The sequence below is a fragment of the Streptomyces ortus genome (assembly GCF_026341275.1).
In the GTDB taxonomy this organism is placed as follows: domain Bacteria; phylum Actinomycetota; class Actinomycetes; order Streptomycetales; family Streptomycetaceae; genus Streptomyces; species Streptomyces ortus.
The window spans coordinates 6,545,394-6,564,778 of record NZ_JAIFZO010000002.1 but is presented as its reverse complement, the minus strand read 5'-3'; the positions used below and the strand labels follow the sequence as shown (position 1 = coordinate 6,564,778).

Here is a 19,385-nt window from a genome sequence, read left to right as displayed (position 1 = left end):
CTGTCCTCCTCGGTCCCGGACCATTGCCGGGCGGCTCTCCCCCATCGTGTAATCCGTGATGCGGGTCCCACCACCCCCGGACGGGGGGTGCGTGACGGCGAAGGGACGAGTACGTGGCAACTGGCGGCGCCGATGCGGTGGAGCTGCGCGGCGCGCTGCTGCGGCTGCGGCGGGAGACGGGGCTCGCCGTCGTCTTCGGCGGGCTGGTCGAACCGGGTCGCGCGCAGGTCCGTATCAGCGAGCTGAACGGCACCACGACGGCCGCTCTGAGCGCGCTCGCGGTGTCCTCGGGCAACGGTCTGGGCGGCAAGGCGGTCGCTCTCGCCCGGCCGTGCGCCGTGACGGACTACTCCTCGTCCCGGCGGATCAGCCACGAGTACGACGTCGCGGTCGCCGCGGAGGGACTGCGCTCCGTCCTCGCGGTGCCCGTCGTCGTACGCCGCCGGGTGCGCGGTGTCCTGTACGGCGCCCTGCGCTCGGCCCAGCCCCTGGGCGACCGCACGCTGGCCGCGGCGGTGGCGGCGGCCCGGGACGTGGAGCAGTCACTGGCCGTACGGGACGAGGCGTACGGCCTGCTGACGGCGGCGGGGGCTCAGGGGGCGGAAGGTATGGCCTGGGAGCGGCTCCGGGAGGCGCACGGTGCGCTGCGCGCGCTGGCCCCGCGCGTCATGGACCCGGCGCTGCGGGCCGAACTGCTCTCGGTCTGCGGGAGGCTCGCGGCCTCGCCGGGACCCGCGCGGACGGCCGGGTCGGCGCAGCCGGGGGTGCGGGTCCGGCTCACCCCGCGTGAGCTGGACGTTCTCAGCTGTGTGGCCGTCGGCATGACCAACGCGGGGGCCGGCGAGCGGCTCGGGCTGCGCGCGGAGACGGTGAAGGCGTATCTGCGGTCGGCGATGCGCAAGCTCGGGGCCCATACGCGGCTGGAGGCCGTGGTGGCAGCGCGGCGGGCGGGGCTGCTGCCGTGAAGGTCCGTACCTCTCCGCGTGTTTCATACATGTGCGGGTGGCATGAAATCCCGTATACCGAATCTCTGTTATTTCCCTCACGGTCGAACCCCCCGAAATTCAAGGGCTCTTTGCATAATATTGTTCCGGACACGACTTGAGGGGAGCGGTGCGCGTGCGACGGGATGTCGAGGAGCCTGTCAGACCCCGTTCCGACCAGGTCATCGGGCGGGAGGAGCTGCTCGGACGAGCACGCGGCCAGCTCTCCGGAGGAGGCAGCCTCCTCCTGCACGGTCCGCCCGGAATAGGAAAGTCGACCGTCCTGCGGGCAATCACTGCGGAATACGCCGAATCGGCCCGGACTGTGTTGCGCTGCTCCGCCACGGAGTCCGAATCTCATCTCCCGTTCCTGGCGCTGGTCGATCTGCTCGGCCTGGTCGCCGACGAGGTCGCGGACACGCTGCCCGCCCCGCAGCAGGCCGCGCTCGAAGCGGCTCTCACCGGGCGCGCGGAATCGTCTCTGCACCAGGACGGCCTGGCGCTGCGGCTCGCCGTCCTGTCGGTGCTGCGCGCGCTGGCGGCCAAGGGGCCCGTCCTCCTCGTCGCCGACGATCTGCAGTGGCTGGACGCGCCCAGCGCCGAACTGCTCGCGTTCGCCGCCCGGCGCCTCGGCGGTATGCCGGTACGGATGCTCGGCGCGGTGCGTACCGGAACGGAACCGAAGGAGCAGGAGCACGACCCGTATCTACGCGCGTATCCCCCGGAGACGCTTGCCCTGCGGCTGTCCCCGCTGTCCCGGCCGCAGGTCTCCGAGCTGCTGACCGCCCGCGGGTACACCGGTCTGCGCCGTTCGACCCTGCGGGACATCCACCACACCAGCGGCGGCAACCCGCTCTTCGCGCTGGAGCTGGGGCGCGCCCTGGCCGAGAGCCCGACACCGCCACGGCCCGGTGAGCCGCTGCCCGTGCCGACCTCGCTGCGCGCGCTCGTGCTCAGCCGGCTGGAGCTGCTGTCAGCCGAGGCCCGGCAGACGCTGCTGGTGGCGAGCGCCGGAGCTCGCCCCACCCAGTCGCTGCTGGAGTCCGCGGGCCGTGCGGACGCGGAGGCGGAGATCGCCCTGGCCGCCTCCCTCGGACTGGTGGCGGCCCAGGGTCCTGACGGCCACGGCCCGGACGGCCAGGAGGGCGCCGTGCGTTTCGCGCACCCCCTCGTCTCGGCCGCGCTGTACGCCCAGGCGACGCCCCAGGAACGGCGGGCCGCCCATGCCGCCCTGTCCACGGCCGCCTCCGAGCCGATCGAGCGGGCCCGGCATCTCGCGCTGGCCACCACGGGCACCGACGAGCAGGTCGCCGAACGGCTCTCCGAGGCTGCCGCCCTGGCCCGGGACCGCGGCGCGCCCTCGGTGGCGGCCCAGCTCGGGCTGCTCGCCGCCCGGCACACCCCCGCCGACAGCAGGGTCGGCGCCGACGAACGGCGGCTGCGCTCCGCCGAGGACGCGCTGACCTCCGGCGAGATCGACCTGGCCCGCGAGGTGGCCCGCGACGTCCTGGAACGGGCGGTGGACCCGGCCGTGCGGGTACGCGCCTGGATGGTCGTCATCGACTCGGCCGGGCAGGCGATGGCCGACGTCGAGGCGGTGTTCCCGCAGGCGCTCGCGGACGCGGGCGAGGATCCACGGCTGCTGGCACTGGTCCGCTACCAACTGGCCTGGCGGGCACTCCTCGTGGAGGGCGCGATGGGCAAGGGCCGCGAGGAGGCCGCCCGCGCGGCGCGGCTGGCGGCCACGGCGGGCGACCGGAGCACCGAGTTGCTGGCCCTGTCCTTCCAGGCCCAGATGGAGACCCTGATGGGGCACCCCGAGGCCCCGGCGACCCTGGAGAAGGCCCTCGCGGAACCGCAGGACCTGCGGGTCGCCGTCGACCACAACGGCGCCGGTGCCACCCGTTTCCGCTGGCTGATCATGAGCGACCAGCTCACGGACGCCCGGGTCTCGATCACCCGGCTGCTGGGCGAGGTGCGCAGGCGCGGCATCGTCGAGAGCGAGGTGCACTTCCTGCGCGGGCTCGCGGAGACCGAACTGCGTGCCGGGCACTGCGGCAGGGCGCTCGACCTCGCGCACGAGAGTCTGCGGCTCGCCCGGGACACCGGGATCGGCGAGGCCGCGGGCAACATGTTCACCTCGCTCGCCGAGGCCGCCGGCGGTGATGTGCACCGGGCGCTGGTGCTGGCCGGGGACGCGGTGCGGCGGGCCGAGGACGACGGCGACCTGATCTATCTCTCGCGGGCCCTGGGCGCGCTCGGGCACGCCCAGTTGGTGGCCGGGGACGCGGTCGGCACGGTCCGCTCCCTACGCCGGGCGCGGGAGTCGGAGCAGCGGCTCGGCATCTCCGATCCCGCGCGGGGCCGCTGGCACGGCGACCTCGCCGAGGCGCTGGTCCTCGTGGGCGAGCCGGCGGAGGCGCAGGACGTCATCACGGCCACGCGCGAGCACGCGGTACGGCTGCGGCGGGCGAGCGTACTGGCCGTACTGGACCGTGCCGAGGCCCTGGTGAAGGCCGCGACCGGACAACACGAGGCGGCGGAACGGCAGTTGACGTCGGCGCAGGACCGGCTGGCGCAGCTCGGCTACGGACTCGAAGAGGCCCGGGCCGCGTTCGCGCTGGCGCGGCTGCGCGCGGAGCGGTCGGGGCGGGGCTCGTACGACGAGGCGGCGCGGCTGTTCCGGCGCTGCCGGGCGATGCCGTGGCTGCGCCAACTGGACGCGGTCGCCGCGGCCGACTCGGCGCCCGCCGCCTCCGTCTCCCCCGGCGTCTCCGCTCCGACGGCGCCCGAGTCGGTGCTGCCGCATCTCGACCGGCTGGCCTCGACGGAACGTCAGGTCGCGGCGCTCGTCCTGGAGGGCGCGACGAATCGCGAGATCGCGGCGCGGCTGTTCATCAGCGTGAAGACGGTCGAGGCGACGTTGACGCGCGTCTACCGAAAACTGGGTATCCGCTCGCGGGTGGACATCGTGCGTCTGGCGGCGGGGCGGCACCGGGGGGATTGAACTCGCGTTCAGGATCAAACGATTGCGCCGTTCCCCGCGCCCCCGTTCAGGGGCGCGGGGAACGGCGCAATCGTTTGTCGTTCGGGGGCGCGGGGAACGGCGCAACCGGGCCCGCGTCGACGTGACCGAGGGTTATCCCTCGGTTACTGGACGAGGGAGTTCCCTCATTGGGAAGCCCCCCGCCCCCCTCCTAGCGTGGACCACACCCCGCAGGCCGTCGCACCACCCCACAGTGCACCCCCCACCGGCACTCCTGAGGAGATCCATGTTCGGGCTCACCCTTGCCAAGAAGGCCGCCGCCGTCACCGCGGCCGTCGCCGCCGCCGCGACCACCTGTCTTCTCGGTGCGACCACCGCGAGTGCCGCCCCCGCCCCCATCGTCGGCGGCACGACGACCACGGCCGCCACGTACCCGTACGTCATGCAGATCACCACCGCCTCGCAAAGCCAGTTCTGCGGCGGCACCCTCGTGTCACCCACGAAGGTCGTCACGGCCGCCCACTGCATGGTCGGCGAGACCCCGAGCGGCATCCGCGTGGTCGGCGGCAGAACCTACCGCAACGGCACCAACGGCACCGTCGCCCAGGTCAGCAAGATATGGATCAACCCGAGCTACACGGACGCCGAGGAGGGTGACGACGTCGCCGTCCTGACCCTGTCGACGTCGATGCCGTACACGCCGATCAGCTACGTCTCCGCCTCCGAGACCAGCCTGTACACGGCCGACACCACCGCCCGCATCCTCGGCTGGGGCACCACCAGTTCGGGCGGCTCCTCCTCCAACCAGCTGCGCACGGCGACGGTCCCGACCGTCTCCAACTCCACCTGCTCCTCGGCGTACGGCTCCTCGTACATCTCCTCCGACATGGTCTGCGCGGGCTACACCTCCGGCGGTGTGGACACCTGCCAGGGTGACAGCGGCGGCCCGCTCGTCATCGGCGGCAAGCTCGCCGGTATCACCTCGTGGGGCTACGGCTGCGCGGACGCCGGCTACCCGGGCGTCTACACCCGCCTGACGACGTTCTCCAGCCTGGTGACGGCGCAGGTCAACTCCTAGTCGCCGACGGACCCACCCCGATCGAGGACGGATCCGTCCCGATCGACGACGGATCCGTCCCGAATACTCCCTGAGGTGACTCAGGTAGAGGCAGGGGGCGTTGCGGGCCTCCACGAGCGGCCCGCAGCGTCCCCTTTCCATGTGCCCCGGCGCCTTCGTGCGTCCATGTGCCCCGGCGCCTTCGTGGACACCCGGCCGTCAGCCTCGTACGACGGTCCCGAACCGGATGTCGGCTGCCGTCGAGCCCTTCGGCCCGCTCAGCGCAGCCAGCATCCGCCCCGCCTCGTCCGTCACCTCGGCGCGCTGCCGGTCCGTGAGCGTGCCGAAGGGCTCGACGGTGAGCACGTCCCCTCCGCCGGTCTCCTCCAGCCGCCACACGCCTGCCACGAACCCGTCGACCAGCAGGGTCGGGTAGGCCTGATTGCCGCGCCACGTACGACCCTTGTGCTCGGCGGACACCACCCGGGAACGGTCGGCGTGCGAGAGAAGCAGGTTGTCGAACTCGGGCAGCAGACGCGCGGGAGCCGGCGTGTCGGCGTCCGGGCGGGGCGCGTCCGGCAGGTCGAACAGCTCGACACCGTGCGCGTCGGCGAAGGTGACCAGTTGCGGCCGCAGCCGTTCGAAGACCTCGCGCAGCCGGGTCAGACCGGCCCAGGTCTGCATGTCCTTGACGGAGGCGGGCCCGAAAGCGGCGAGGTAGCGCAGAACGGTGGCGTCGGGCGCGGGGGCAGGTTCGGACGGCCTGCCTAGCCAGTGTTCGGCGGTGGTGAGCGCGACCTGGCCGCTGCGGCCCCACAGTCCGCGCGGGGTGACCTGGACGAGCGGCAGCCGGCAGCGGGCGGCGATCGCGAGGGCCGCCGGATCGGCGTCGGGCCACTCGGCGTGCAACGCCTCCCGCAGCTGCTTCATGGTGCGCGGCTCGGCCTCGACCAACTCCCGGCCGAGCACGGCTAGCCGGTCGAGATCGACTCCGGCGAGCCCCTTGCGGAAGCCGTACAACTCCCGTTCCCGGGCGGCCTGTACGAGCGGACGAAGCGTCAGGCAGTCGTCCGCCGTGTGGGTGTGGATGGTGGACCGCAGGGTGACGATGCGGACGACCTCCCGCGCCTCCATGGCCGTCGACAGTTCCTGCGGGGTGAAGCCCTCCAGGCGGGCGGCGAGCGCGTAGTACGGAGGCTTCACGTTCTGCGCCTGGAGACCGACGAGGTGTTCGATCGCGTCCTTCGCGGACAGGCCGGCCCGGCGCAGGAGCGACTGCCGGGCGAGAGTCGCACGGTTCAGCTCGCGGACGCTCAGCACGGGAGCGGTCGAGGTCTTCGTCATGCCCGGCACGCTACCGGGCCCCGCGGACACGGGCCTGCGGACACCCGCTGTCCGCAATCGGACGCAACCACTCCAGCCGGATGACCCGTATATCCTGCCCGTGATCGACAGAACGTCCGACAACGCAGCTGACGCAGCAGACGCAGCTGATGACGACAGGCCGGACGCACGGACAAGCGTGCGGCACGTACGACACGGAGGCAGCCGCGATGCCGGAGCGCCGAGCCCGCCCCGTACCCGCCACCAGGGGCAACCGGAAGCCGCTGTGGCGACGCGTGGCGGCCCCGACGACGGAGCCACCCTCGGATCCTCCGGCACCCGGCCCGGCCCCGGCCGACGCGAAGACGGACGCCGTGGAGCCCGGCAGCGTCGTACAGGCGGCGCTCTACCGCGACGGTGTGCGGGTCGCGACCCCTGCCACCCTCGCGGACACCTTCCGAGAGCTGCGCGACCAGCCTGACGGCATGGCGTGGATCGGCCTGGCCCGCCCCACGGAGAGCGAGATCCTCTCCCTGGCGGCCGAGTTCGACCTCCATCCGCTGGCCGTCGAGGACGCGATGGAGGCGCATCAGCGGCCGAAGCTGGAACGGTACGGCGAGACGCTCTTCGTCGTCCTGCGCGCGGCCCGCTACCTCGACGCGTCCGAGGAGGTCGACTTCGGCGAACTGCACGTGTTCCTCGGCCCCGACTTCCTCATCACGGTCCGGCACGGCGCCGCCCCCGACCTTTCCGCCGTACGCCGCCGCATGGAGGAGAGCCCGGAGCTCCTGAGCCTCGGCCCCGAGGCAGTTCTCTACGCCATCCTCGACGCGGTGGTGGACGGTTACGCACCGGTCGTCTCCGGCGTCCAGAACGACATCGACGAGATCGAGACCGAGGTCTTCGGCGGCGACCCCTGGGTCTCGCGCCGCATCTACGAACTCTCCCGCGAGATGGTCGAGTTCCAGCGCGCTACCCGCCCCCTGGTCGGCATGCTGCACGGCCTGATGGCGGGCTTCGCCAAGTACGGCACCGACGACGAACTCCAGCGGTACCTCCGCGACGTGGCCGACCACGTCACCCACACCAGCGAACGCGTGGACGGCTTCCGCCAGGCCCTGACGGACATCCTCACGGTCAACGCCACCCTGGTCACACAACAACAGAACGCGGAAATGCGGGCGTTGGCGGAGGCGGGCTTCGAACAGAACGAGGAGATCAAGAAGATCTCGTCCTGGGCGGCGATCCTCTTCGCCCCGACCCTGGTCGGCACGATCTACGGCATGAACTTCACCCACATGCCGGAGTTGCACTGGGTACTCGGATACCCTTTCGCGGTCGCCCTGATGGCAGTCGTATGCACCAGTTTGTACGTCATCTTCAAGCGGCGGGACTGGCTCTGAGCCTCGCCCTCGTCCGTGCCCAGGCGACCGGCACCGGTGCGGGGGCAGGCGGGTGTGCCTGTGGGGGCACTTGACGTGCCCCGCCGCTTCCTGACTTGGTACCCGTGTTGCGTTTAGCGTCCGGGAGTGAGCCTTTGGACTTCTCTGGAACCCGCCTCCGCGACCGTGGACCCGGGTGGCAGTACGACAGTGCGGCTGCGTCTTCGCAACACGGGTGACGTCGTCGACGAATACCGCTTCGAGACAGTCGGAGGCCTGGCGCCCTGGACGGTTGTCGAACCGCCGACGCTGCGGCTGTATCCGGGTACGACGGGTTCGGTGGACGTGACGTTCGCGCCACCGCGTACGCCTGACGCGACGGCGGGTCCCAATCCCTACGCGGTGCGGATCACGCCGACCGAGCACCCCGAGGCGACCACCGTCCCGGAGGGGAATCTCGCCATCACCCCGTTCACGGAGGTGCGGGCGGAGTTGGTGCCGCCGACCGTGAAGGGGCGCTTTCGGGGGCGTCCGAAGCTGGCCGTGGACAATCTCGGCAATACGAAGCTGACGGCGTCGGTGAGCGGCAGCGACAACGGTGATCAGTTGTCGTACGACATCCATCCGTCGAATGTGCAGATCGAGCCGGGGCGGGCGGCGTTCGTCAAGACGACGCTCAAGCCCAAGCAGGTCATCTGGTTCGGGTCGAAGGAGTCCCGGCCCTATACGTTGGCCGTGCAGCGGTCGGGGGTGGATCCGCTCGGTGTCGAAGGCACGTACGTCCAGCGGAGTTTCCTGCCGCGCTGGCTCGCCACCTTCCTCGGCATCTTCATGGCACTCGCGATCACCTTCGTCATGCTGTGGATCGCCTACAAGCCCAACGTCCGCAGCACCGCCACGGAGAAGCTGCACGAAGCCGGCATCAGCACCCTGCCGCCCAGTCCCACGGCGAGCCCCAAGGCGCCGAAGGCACCGTCGAACGTCCCCACGCCGCCCCCGGCCGCGACCGGGACACGGCAGGCGGACGGCAGCGCGGCCGGAGCCGGCGGTGGCGGTTCCGGGGACAAGGAGACCAAGGCCCCGGAGCGGACCGCGGCGACCGCGGTCCAGAAACTCGCCGCGCAGGACCCGACCGGACGGCACATCTGCTACCGGGCCTACGTGTCCGGCCAGGGCTGGACCGAGGCCGTGTGCGACGGCGAGACGGCCGGCACCGTGGGCAAGGAGACGCCGCTCAAGGCCGTCAACATCGCCGTGTCCGGAACCAAGGGCACCAGCAGTGACGCCTTCGTCCACAACCCCGGGTCCACCAACGGTGAGGGCCACTTCCCCGACCCCTGGTCGGGAGCCGCCGACGGTATCGACAACTACGTCGGCAGCACCAAGAAGGACGCGCCGAACATGCTGGGGCTGACCGTCAACGTCGGAGGCGGCGCCGGCAGCGTGTGCCAGACCGCCCACGTCCACAACGACGGCTGGCTCGGCCTGGAGTGTGACGACCCCAAGTCCGGGTTCGACTTCACCTACGCCGGCACCCACAACAACGACCTCTGGCTCGAAGCGATCAAGCTCACGGTGTGAACCATCCGGCAGGGGGCGTCGGCACCAGTAGCCGGCGCTCCCTTCCGTCAGCCTCGTTCAGTCTCGTTCAATTTCGTACGACTTCGCTCGACGTCACTCGACGTCGTCAAGCAGCCAGGGCCGCTGGTGTGGGTCCGGTGGTGAGCGGGTCGGGCTCGGTGAGCAGTTCCATGAGGGTGGCCCGGGCGCGGGCCACCCTGGAACGGACCGTTCCCACGGGGCAGTCGCTGAGCACGGCCGCCTCCGCGTAGGGCAGCCCCATCAACTGCGTGAGCACGAACGCCTCTCGGCGTTCGTCCGGCAGCGCGGCCAGCAGATCGAGGAGCACGACCCCGTCGTCGAAGCCGGGCAGGTCGCGCGGCTGGGCCCGTTCGACCGCCAGCCGCCAGTCCGGTACGTCGGACAGGCGCGGCCGGGCCGCGGCGTACCTCAGGCTGTCGACCACGGCGCGGCGCGCGATGGCCAGCAGCCAGGTACGGGCCGAGCAGCGGCCCTCGAACCGGTGGAGGCTGCCGAGCGCCCGCAGGAACGTGTCCTGGGCCAGGTCGTCGGCGGCCTGCGGGTCGGCGGAGAGGTACGCGACGTAGCGCACGACGTCACGGTGCAGGGCCCGTACGAAACGCTCGACGGCGTCCGGGTCGCCACCCCGGGCGGCCAGCGCCCAGGCCGTTATGGACGCGTCGACGGATGCCGCCGACTCACCGGCACCGCCGCTTCTGTTGCTCCCGTTACTTCCGTTGCTTTCGTTGCTTGTGTTGCTTTCGTTGCTTGTGTTGCTTGCGTTGCTTCCGTCATGTGGGACGGGCAGGGCAGGAGTGATCACCAGGTGTCCTTCTCGGGTCATCCGGGATCCGGACCGGTGGCGCGTCCGTATGGCGTGCTCGCGCGTCGGTCCGGCGTGGGGGTACGGCCGCACGGAGGTACGGCCGACGCCCGAGGCACGCGTCGCGTCGCCTCGGGGATCCGGCTGTCTCAACTGGCAGCGGATCCCACGGGCGGACCCCGAGAAGTGACGGCGTGGACGAGAAGGAGGCGTCGCGGCGAACGCTCGGAGGAACCGCGGCGGACGCGAAGACGCGGGCGGTGCGGGGGTGTGGGCAGCGCGAGCAGCAGGCGCAGGGGGGCGGCCAGGCGTCCGGCGACCGCGCGGAGGATGCGGAAGGCGGCGCGCTCTCCGTACGCCAGCCACAGACCGCACAGCAGCGCGGCGAGCAGGTGGGCGGCGAGCATGCCGAGGGAGGACGTTCCGTCCATGGTGTGCGCCGACTGGCTCATGGCGTCCGAGCCCAGGTGGCCCGCACCCATGTGCCCGGCACCCATGTGTTCCGCGGCCATGTGCCCGGAGCCCATGTGCCCCATCGACGACATGGACCCCATGTCTGTGACCGATACGTCCGTGACCGGCATGTTTGTGGCATCCATGGCATCCATGGCATCCATCGCGTCCGTGGAGGACATGTGCGCCGTACCCGTCCCCCGGCCGGAGGCCACCGGTCCCGCCATCGACCCCGCGAGCGAGAACGACCAGTGGAGCAGGCCCTGGGTGACGACCACCACCGACACGATCAGGGGGAGCCCGCGCTCCCGGCGGGCCAGGCACCAGCCCGCGCCGCCCGTCGCCACGGTCCCGGCGGCCATCGTCCACCAGGCCACCGGGGCGCCGGACATGAGCACGTGGCCGAGGGCGGCGAGCAGCACGCACACGACCGCGAACACCGCGGCCCGTACCGTGCGAACACCCCACCCAGCAGTCATGACGGGCCTCATCCTCGCATTCGTCGCGCGTGCGTCGTGGTGAGGTACGGGAATTGCCCCCGTCCCACCCTCAACACGCGACACGTGATCCAGAACACAGGGCACGCACGGAACTTCACCCGCCCGCGAACCGACATCCGAACCGGAGCCCGCGCGGGCTCTCTCACGCGCCGGACGCCTCCCGCGCCGGCGTCCGTGCGTCCACCGCCCGCATCCGTACGTCCACCGCCGTCAGCGCCATCGCCAGGGGCCCGGGCGCCAGGAACGCCAGCGGCAGCAGCATCCACGCGCACAGCACGGCCGCCGCGAGGGCGAGCAGGACCAGGCCGCTGCCACCCGCGTCCCTGACCGAGTCCCGGGTGGCGCCGGCCATCGCCGTCCGCCAGTCGGTGAGCGACTCGGGGCGCCCGCAGGCACGCAGGCCGACGACAGCCGCGTACCCGCCGATCGCCGCCGCGACGACCGCGAACAGCGGGGCGCCGGGCAGTCCGGCGCGGGCCAGGGCCAGGTCTGCCCAGAACAGCAGGACACCCGCCAGGGTCAGCGCCCCGGCCGCGAGGTCGCCGGGGCGAAGCCGCCGCCGCAGAGCCGCCCAGTACCGTCCCGCCGTTGCCGGACGGTCCTCGCGGGTGCCCCGCAGGACCGCGCACGCCGTGGACAGCGCGGCGGGCAGGGTGACGACCGGCAGCGACGCGAGTGCCGTGCACACGCCGACGCTCAGCACGTCCGCGAACAACGTCATACGCGGCCCGAAGATCTCCCCCGCCTCCCGGACCTGCCCGCCACCGCCCACCCCTCGAACGCCATCCGTCCCTCGACCACCACTCACGCTCTGTCCTCCGCTCATCCCTTGATCCCGGAGTTCGCCATGCCCTCGACCAGGAACCGCTGGAAGGCGAGGAAGAACAGCACGATGGGCAGCAGGGCGATCACCGACATCGCGAACATCGGGCCGAAGGCTGACGTGCTCGACGCGTCCACGAACGACCGCAGGGCCAGCGTGAGCGTGAACTTCTCCGGTGAGAAGAGGTAGATCAGCTGGGTGAAGAAGTCGTTCCAGGTCCAGATGAACGTGAAGATCGCCGTGGTGATCAGCGCAGGTCGGGTCAGCGGCAGGATGACGAGGAAGAAGCTGCGGAACGGCCCGCAGCCGTCGATCCGCGCCGCCTCCTCCAGCTCGCGCGGCAGCCCCCGCATGAACTGCACGATGAGGAAGACGAAGAACGCATCCGTGGCGAGGAACTTGGGCAGGATCAGCGGCCAGTAGGTGTTCACCATGCCGAGCTGGTTGAAGATGATGTACTGCGGGATCAGCACGGCGTGATGCGGCAGCATGATCGTCGCGATCATGAAGGCGAACAGCGGCCCGCGGAAACGGAATCGCAACCGGGCGAAGGCGTAGGCGGCCAGGGAGCAGCTGAGTACGTTGCCGACGACCGCGCCGCCCGCGATGAGCAGCGAGTTGCCGAGCAGCCGCCACACGGAGACGTCGTTCACTCCGTCGAGGGCGGTCGAGTAGTTGGACCACTCCAGGCTGCCGGGGAGGAGGTCGAGGCTGGCGATCACCTCGTCGGCGGGCTTGAGCGAGGTCGCGAGCAGCCAGGCCAGCGGGTACAGCATGACGAGGAGCGCGGCGAGGGCGCCGAGGTGCAGGGCGACGCGGCGCGGGGCGAGCGGCGCGCGTACGGGGGCGGTTGCGGCACTCGTGTCGGCCTTGGCATCGGTGTCGGTCGCGGTGGTCATCGGTCCCCCTCGGACGCGTAGAAGACCCAGGTGCGGGACGTGCGGAACAGCACCGCCGTGACGGCGCCGATGACGATGAGCAGGACCCAGGCCATCGCGGAGGCGTATCCCATGTGCGAGGCGACGAAGCCGCGGTCGTAGAGGTAGAGGGTGTAGAAGAGCGTCGAGTCGGCGGGGCCGCCCTTGCCGCCGCTCACCGCGAAGGCGGGGGTGAAGACCTGGAACGCCTGGATGGTCTGGAGCACCAGGTTGAAGAAGATCACCGGGGAGAGCATGGGCACGGTGATGGACAGGAACTGCCGCCACCTGCTCGCCCCGTCCACGGACGCCGCCTCGTACAGCTCGGTGGGGATCTGCTGGAGTCCGGCGAGGAAGATGACCATCGGGGCGCCGAACTGCCACACCGTCAGCAGGGCGACGGCGAGCAGCGCCCAGCCGGGCCGGTTGACCCAGCCACCGGTGCCGAACAGGTTGTCGACCGTGCCGCCGTCGTTGAACAACGCCCGCCAGACGAGGGCGATGGACATGGAGGCGCCGAGCAGGGAGGGCGCGTAGAACGCCGAGCGGTAGAAGCCCCGGCCGCGGCGCATGGACTTGAGGCCGAGCGCGACGACGAGGGCGAGGGCGAGCTGGAGGGGCACGGCGATGACGACGTAGGTGAGGGTCGCGCCGACCGAGCGCCAGTAGCGCGGGTCCTCGGTGAACATCTGCGTGTAGTTGCGCAGGCCCACCCACCGCGGCGGGTTGAACAAGTCGTAGTCGGTGAAGGACAGATAGAGCGAGACGGCCATCGGGAGCAGGGTCAGCACGGCGGCGCCGAGCACCCATGGGGAGAGGAACACCCAGGCGGCGCCCTCGCGTCGGCGCCCGCCCGGCCGTTTCGCGGGAGCGGTCCGCGCGGCGGAGGCGGTCGCGGTCTGCTCGGTGGTAGTGGTGGTCATGACCTCAGCTCCGCCTTCGCCTCGGTGACGTAGTCCTCGGCCGCCTCGCGGGGCGACATCCGCTCGTACGACACCTGGTCGTAGTCGCGCGCGAAGGTGGTTTGCAGTGCGCTGTCCCCCGAAGGCGGGGCCTGGGGAGGGGCGTCGAGGTCCCCTTCCAGGGACGCCTGGTAGTCGAAGACCGTCTTGTCGAAGTCCTTGAGTCCGGGGGCGATCGCCGCGCGGAGCGACTCGTTGACCGGGATACCGCGGGTGGCTCCGAGGATCCTCGCGGCGTCCGGATCGTTCAGCATGAAGTCGACGAGCCGCACGGACTCCTTCGGGTGGCCCGTGTCGGCGGCGACGCCCATGAACATCGAGGGCTTGAAGTACTGGCCCGGTGTGTCCTCGCCGGACGGCATCGGCGCGAGGGTGACCCCGCCCGGTACGAGCGCGACGAACCCGCTGGAGGGCGCGTCCCAGTTGCTGTCGGAGATCGCCTTGCCGCGCCCGAGCGGGGTGTTCTCGACCGTGCCGTCGAGCTGGGTGGTCTGCTCGGCGGGCGAGACGGCGCCCTCCCTGCGCAGCTTGTCGGCGAAGGTCCACCAGCGGGTCAGGTCGTCGACGGTGAAGCCGAGCCGGCGGTCCTCGGTGTAGAGGCTCTTGCCCCGGCCGCGCAGCCAGACCTCGAAGGCGTCCTCGCTCTGGCCGGGGTCGGTGGCGCCGGGCCTGCCGGTCCGTTTCGCCAGCTCCCGCACGGCGTCGGCCCATTCGCTCCAGGTCCAGCCCTCGCGTGGCAGGGCGACCCCGGACTTCTTCCACTGTGCGGTGTCGTACACCACGGTCTCCGTACCGCGGGCCTGCGGGATCGCGTACTGCTTGCCGTCCACCTTCCCGGTGGCGAGGAGTCCCGCGTCGAACTCACCGGTGTCCAGGGCGGAGGGCTGCTCGGCGAAGTCCAGCAGTACGCCTCCGGAGGCGTACTGGTCGATCATGCGGTAGTCGAGTTGCATGGCGTCGGGGGCGTCGCCGCCCGCTGCCTGGGTGGCCAGCTTCTGCTTGTAGGCGTCGTAGCCGGAGAACGACGTCTGCACCTCGATCTCCGGGTGCTTCTTCTCGAAGAGGTCGACGGCTTCCTGGGTTCTGGCCGCTCTGTCCGGGTTGCCCCACCAGGTGTAGCGCAGGACCACCTTGCCGCCCGCGCCGCTCGCCCCGTCCGAGCCCGAGCAGCCGGCGAGGAGCGAGCAGGACACCAGCATCGCCGTGGCCGCCGTGGCCGCGGTGGCCGCCGTGATGCGCGGCTGCCAGGACTTCCTTGTCCTGTTTCCGGGCATGAGTGGGTCACCTCATTCGTTAGAAAGCGCTTCCACCCCCTGCTCGAAGACCCTAGGGATGGTCCTGATGTCAGAACAAGCCCCCTGCACGGAACCTTGTACGGACGCTGGTACGGACCCGAGTGACCCGAAAGGGGACCCGCGTACGGCTCCTCACGTGGAGTCCCCTTCCGGTTCCGCTTCGAGCCGCCGCTGTGCCGTGGTGGGGCTGGGCGCCCGCGCCCGGCTGTTCACCCAGGCGCTGGCCGGACCGTACGCGGACGGTGTCGACCTCGTCGGATTCTGCGACGTCAACGCGCACCGGATGGCGGTCCACAACGACTGGCTCACGGCCGACCACCCCGGCCGCGCACCCGTACCGGCGTACGCCGCCGAGGACTTCGACCTGATGCTGCGCCGCGAGCGAGTGGATCTCGTGGTGGTGTGCAGCGTGGACCGGACCCACGACGACTACATCGTGCGCGCGCTGGACGCGGGCTGCGACGTGGTCACCGAGAAGCCGATGACGACCGACGCCGACCGCGCGCGCCGCATCCTGGCGGCCCGGCAGCGCTCCGGCCGCGAGGTGCGGGTGGCGTTCAACTACCGCTACAACCCGGTGCATTCGGCCGTACGGGAACTCATCGCGGCCGGGGAGATCGGCGAGGTCGGCTCGGTGCACTTCGAGTGGCTGCTCGATCTGCGGCACGGCGCGGACTACTTCCGGCGCTGGCACCGCGACAAGGCCGACTCGGGCGGCCTGATGGTGCACAAGGCCACGCACCACTTCGACCTGGTGAACTGGTGGCTGGGAACCGAACCGGAGACCGTCTTCGCCCAGGGCGGCCTCTTCTTCTACGGCGACGAGGCGGGCGGACGGCGCGGTCTGGCCCGGCCCTACACCCGCGCCCACGGCTCCCCGTCCGCCGGGGACGACCCCTTCGCCGTACACCTCGCGGACTCGCCCGTGCTCAGCGCGCTGTACCTGGACGCCGAGGCTGAGGACGGCTACCACCGCGACCAGAACGTGTTCGGCCCCGGTGTGAGCATCGAGGACGACATGGCGGTCCTCGTGCGGTACGCGTCCGGCGCGTCCCTGACCTACCACCTCACCGCGTACGCCCCCTGGGAGGGCTACCGCGTCGCCTTCAACGGCAGCGAGGGACGGCTTGAGCTTCTGGTGGAGGAGTCGACGTGGTCGCGCCCCGAAGCAAGCCCCGAAGCACGTACGGAAGCGGGTGCCGGGGCGCACCCCGGCGTACGAACCGAAGCGCGCTCCGGCGGACGGACCGGCGGTGGGAGTGCGGTCCTGCACGGCACTGTCGTGGGCGACGAGGCCGGCCGCACCGAACTCCTGCTGCGCCGGCACTGGGAACGGCCGCGCGAGGTGAAGGTGCCCACCGGCGAGGGCGGCCACGGCGGCGGGGACGTACGGATGCTCCAGGACCTCTTCGGCCCCCGCCGCTCCGCCCCGGACCCGCTGGGCCGGGCGGCGGACGCACTCGACGGCGCGAAGTCACTGGTGACGGGGCTCGCGGCGAACGAGTCGTTCGTGACGGGGGCGCCGGTGCGGGCGCGGGATCTGCTGGATGTCTGAGGCGGGGTCAGGAGTCGGGGGTGTCCGCGTTCCCTGATCTCCAGACCAGCGTGACGGCGAGGTGCCCTTCCGACTCCGACCTCGCAATGACAGCACCCACCGAGGCGTTGAGCCGGACGCCCAGCTCCACCGTTATCTCGTCCGGCCGTTGCGCCATGGCTCTCAGCCGCCGAACGGCCGTGCCGGCGACCGCGGTGATGCGGTCGAGGCCGCTGTCGAGTGTCGCCGCGGCGTCCGCGATACCGTCCGCCCCCCGCGCGACAGGAATGATCGCCGGTTCGTCGTCACCCGTCTCGACGATCACTTCCACGCCGTCCTCGGTGATGAATCGCGTCAGCTCCACGACGCCTCTCCCCCTTGGTACGCCCATTCCCCTCAACGACCGTACCGATCGTCCGTCCTGTGGGAATAGGCCACAACAAGCGTATGCAGCTGACAGAAGTTGCTGCCCGATCTTCGGTGTGTACCGAGTTGGCTCCACTCCCGCGTGGGTGGTGCCAAATTTGGCTGGGCATGACGCTACGGTGGCTCCCGTCCGCGAAGTGTGGACCGACCGCGGGGGGTGCTGCTCCTTGACGAAAGAGCTCGCCGAGAGCGACGATCCGGCCCTCGCCAGGCGCTTCGCGCCGTACGCGAGTCGGCAAAAGATTCATTCGGCCCCTTGCTGGGCGACAGCCAGAGCGAAGAAATGTCCGTATACGCCCGCCGTAACGTGTCCTCGGAGGTAAGTCCGCAGCCATGACCGGCGCGAGCCCGCTCAGGGTGTATGACGTGTCCACATCCTTACTCCAGGCCATTGCGTCGGGAGCCCCGGGCGCGGCGGGGCTGGAGCGCCTGGAATCCGCGGAACGAAGCATGCGGATGCTGCTGCTGCGTTCATTGCTCGAACGCGTGGCGCAGCTGCCGCCCGAGGCTCTCGGGCCCATGGCACCGGCTTCGGAAGCATGGACGATGGCGGTCGAGGCTCAGCGGCGGTCCCCGAGCGCGGTGGAGACAACCGTCGCGGATCCGTTCGTCAGGACCTGGGCCACCCGCTTGCTGCGTCGACTGGAGGAGGAACTCGCGTCCGAGCCCGCAGGCAAGGACACCCGGGACACGAACGAGCCGCCCCTGTGGGTGGAGATCGGACAGTTCCACTGTCTGGCCGCCGCCGTCACCGTCCGCGCCGGCAGCGGCCCGGCGACGCTCCGGCTGCCGACGACGCGAGGCCACGTCTGGCTGCCGTCGCTGGGCGTGGCGGGCCCCGTGGACGACGGACCCTACGGTGTCGCCGAGGTTCAGGTGTCGGCCGAGGGCGTCGTGCTGCACGGCGCGGGGGCCACAGCCGAGATGACCTGGCGCTCCGCCGGTCCGGGCCGGCGATGGCAGCCCCTGCTCGACATGCGGGCGGCGTCGCCCACGGTCGGCCCCCTGTACCTGGACACCGTCACGCCCTACCGTGACTTCGGCTCGGTGCTCTTGCCGACGACTTCCGTAGGAGAGGCGTCGCACACCTGGCGGACGCGGCTGGCCGAGGCCACAGACCTCCTGGAACGCTCGCATCCCGAGACGCACCGGGCGTTCACCACCCTCGTCACCAGTGTCGTGCCGCTGCCGACCCCTTCCACCGATCCGATGGCCGTCGCCAGCGCTTCGAGTCAGGACGCTTTCGGAGCGGTGGCCATGTCCCTGCCACCCGACCGTACGCAGGCCGCCGCCGCGCTCGCCCACGAGTCACGGCATCAACAGCTGAACGCTCTGCTCGCCCTGGTGCCCCTGGTCTCGGGCCCGGACCCGGACCCGGACCGCGACGGACGGGCCGACGAACCGGTGTTCTTCGCTCCCTGGCGCAGTGACCCGCGTCCTGCCCTCGGGTTGCTTCACGGCACCTTCGCCTTCGCGGGTGTGGCCGACTTCTGGCGTACGCACCGCTGGGAGGCCGCCGACGCACGCGAGGCGGCCCTCGCCCACTTCGAGTTCGCCGTGCTCAGGCAGCAGGTCGGGGAGGGCGTTCGTACGCTCGCGTCCGCCGGGCGGCTGACCTCCCCGGGCGAGACCTTCGTCTCGGCCCTGGCCGATGTGGTGGACAGCTGGCAGGACGAAGAGGTACCCGATCTGCCGGCCGCTCTGGCGCGACGTGTCTGCGCCGGACGGCGGGCGATGTGGCGGTTGCGGCATCTCGTCCCGGACGGTGTCACCGATCGGCTGCTGGCCGACGCCTGGCGATCCGGGAAGGTGTACGGGGGTCCGGTCCGTCTGCTGCCGCGCCCCCGGCCGGAGTTGGTACGGCCGGACTCGCGCGGAGCGCTCTCCCGGCTCTTCCTCAGCCGCCCCGAGGTGTTCGCCGAGGACCGCAGGGCTGCCCGGGGCGAGACCGCCGCGTGCATGGAGGCGATCGCCGGTGAATCCGCCGGGGCCGAGCGGTGGTTCCGCGACCGGATCGCCCGACGTCCCGAGGACCAGGAGGCGTGGGTCGGCTGGGCCGCCACGTGGGAGGAGCACGAGCGGCCCCCGGCAGCCCGTCTCCTGATGGAGCGGCCCGAACTGGTGGTGGGTCTCCGTCGGACCCTGCGAGGATCCGGCGCCGACGGACCTGATCCGCTGGCCCTGGCCGGCTGGCTCGCGGAGAGCGGCACACTGCTCGGGGAAGGCTCTTCGGGCGTCCCGGACCACGTCTGATCGGACCGCGGCCCGGAGACGGTACTGGGCCGGACGCGGCCAACGTGGTGCGGAAGAGGCACCGACCCCTTGCGCACCACCGCCTCC

The 19,385-nt window shown here is 71.3% G+C and carries 15 protein-coding genes; 7 read left to right on the top strand and 8 right to left on the bottom strand.

Annotated elements, in window-relative coordinates; genetic code table 11:
• Window positions 1–113: 113 nt before the first annotated feature.
• From K3769_RS32030 to K3769_RS32020, 3 genes are all read left to right on the top strand, one after another.
• Complete coding sequence (locus tag K3769_RS32030; RefSeq protein WP_267029742.1) at window positions 114–965, top strand: helix-turn-helix transcriptional regulator; 852 nt, start codon at window positions 114–116, stop codon at window positions 963–965.
• A gap of 154 nt (window positions 966–1,119) precedes the next feature.
• The gene (locus K3769_RS32025) at window positions 1,120–3,990 is read left to right on the top strand and encodes an ATP-binding protein (protein WP_267029741.1); all 2,871 of its coding nucleotides are present in this window, start codon (window positions 1,120–1,122) and stop codon (window positions 3,988–3,990) included.
• Between the two features lie 265 nt (window positions 3,991–4,255).
• Window positions 4,256–5,047, top strand: coding sequence for a S1 family serine peptidase (locus tag K3769_RS32020; protein ID WP_267029740.1), 792 nt, complete (start codon window positions 4,256–4,258; stop codon window positions 5,045–5,047).
• 198 nt (window positions 5,048–5,245) lie between these two features.
• On the opposite strand, the gene K3769_RS32015 is transcribed toward K3769_RS32020, so the two are convergent.
• The gene (locus K3769_RS32015) at window positions 5,246–6,370 is read right to left on the bottom strand and encodes a winged helix DNA-binding domain-containing protein (protein ID WP_267029739.1); all 1,125 of its coding nucleotides are present in this window, start codon (window positions 6,368–6,370) and stop codon (window positions 5,246–5,248) included.
• 209 nt (window positions 6,371–6,579) lie between these two features.
• On the opposite strand from K3769_RS32015, the gene K3769_RS32010 reads away from it, so the two are divergent.
• Window positions 6,580–7,752, top strand: a complete 1,173-nt coding sequence (locus K3769_RS32010) for a magnesium and cobalt transport protein CorA (protein WP_267029738.1) — start codon at window positions 6,580–6,582, stop codon at window positions 7,750–7,752.
• A 126-nt stretch (window positions 7,753–7,878) separates the two neighbouring features.
• On the top strand, window positions 7,879–9,312 hold the full coding sequence (locus tag K3769_RS32005) for a COG1470 family protein (RefSeq protein WP_267029737.1): 1,434 nt from the start codon (window positions 7,879–7,881) through the stop codon (window positions 9,310–9,312).
• A 106-nt stretch (window positions 9,313–9,418) separates the two neighbouring features.
• On the opposite strand, the gene K3769_RS32000 is transcribed toward K3769_RS32005, so the two are convergent.
• The 6 genes from K3769_RS32000 to K3769_RS31975 all read right to left on the bottom strand — a co-directional run bounded on the left by K3769_RS32000 (window position 9,419) and on the right by K3769_RS31975 (window position 15,064).
• Window positions 9,419–10,138: a sigma-70 family RNA polymerase sigma factor gene (locus tag K3769_RS32000; protein WP_372515181.1), complete on the bottom strand. Its 720-nt coding sequence runs from the start codon at window positions 10,136–10,138 to the stop codon at window positions 9,419–9,421.
• A gap of 146 nt (window positions 10,139–10,284) precedes the next feature.
• A complete protein-coding gene (locus tag K3769_RS31995; protein WP_267029736.1) occupies window positions 10,285–11,067 on the bottom strand; it encodes a hypothetical protein in 783 nt (260 codons plus the stop codon).
• A gap of 163 nt (window positions 11,068–11,230) precedes the next feature.
• Window positions 11,231–11,809, bottom strand: a complete 579-nt coding sequence (locus tag K3769_RS31990) for a hypothetical protein (protein ID WP_267029735.1) — start codon at window positions 11,807–11,809, stop codon at window positions 11,231–11,233.
• Between the two features lie 101 nt (window positions 11,810–11,910).
• The gene (locus K3769_RS31985; protein WP_267029734.1) at window positions 11,911–12,810 is read right to left on the bottom strand and encodes a carbohydrate ABC transporter permease; all 900 of its coding nucleotides are present in this window, start codon (window positions 12,808–12,810) and stop codon (window positions 11,911–11,913) included.
• Window positions 12,807–13,751 (bottom strand): carbohydrate ABC transporter permease, encoded by a 945-nt coding sequence (locus tag K3769_RS31980; RefSeq protein WP_267029733.1) that lies wholly within the window; start codon window positions 13,749–13,751, stop codon window positions 12,807–12,809. Before K3769_RS31980 ends, K3769_RS31985 begins: the two co-directional genes overlap by 4 nt.
• Window positions 13,748–15,064, bottom strand: a complete 1,317-nt coding sequence (locus K3769_RS31975; protein WP_372515088.1) for an ABC transporter substrate-binding protein — start codon at window positions 15,062–15,064, stop codon at window positions 13,748–13,750. The genes K3769_RS31980 and K3769_RS31975 overlap by 4 nt, the downstream gene beginning before the upstream one ends.
• On the opposite strand from K3769_RS31975, the gene K3769_RS31970 reads away from it, so the two are divergent.
• Window positions 15,063–16,640, top strand: coding sequence for a Gfo/Idh/MocA family protein (locus tag K3769_RS31970; protein WP_435369375.1), 1,578 nt, complete (start codon window positions 15,063–15,065; stop codon window positions 16,638–16,640). The genes K3769_RS31975 and K3769_RS31970 overlap by 2 nt on opposite strands.
• Before the next feature lie 7 nt (window positions 16,641–16,647).
• Here K3769_RS31970 and K3769_RS31965 read toward each other — a convergent pair whose 3' ends face one another.
• Window positions 16,648–16,983 carry a CU044_2847 family protein gene (locus K3769_RS31965; protein WP_267029731.1) on the bottom strand — a complete coding sequence of 112 codons (336 nt, stop codon included), beginning with the start codon at window positions 16,981–16,983 and terminating at the stop codon, window positions 16,648–16,650.
• A 428-nt stretch (window positions 16,984–17,411) separates the two neighbouring features.
• On the opposite strand from K3769_RS31965, the gene K3769_RS31960 reads away from it, so the two are divergent.
• A complete protein-coding gene (locus K3769_RS31960) occupies window positions 17,412–19,298 on the top strand; it encodes an aKG-HExxH-type peptide beta-hydroxylase (RefSeq protein WP_267029730.1) in 1,887 nt (628 codons plus the stop codon).
• The last annotated feature ends 87 nt before the right edge of the window (window positions 19,299–19,385 follow it).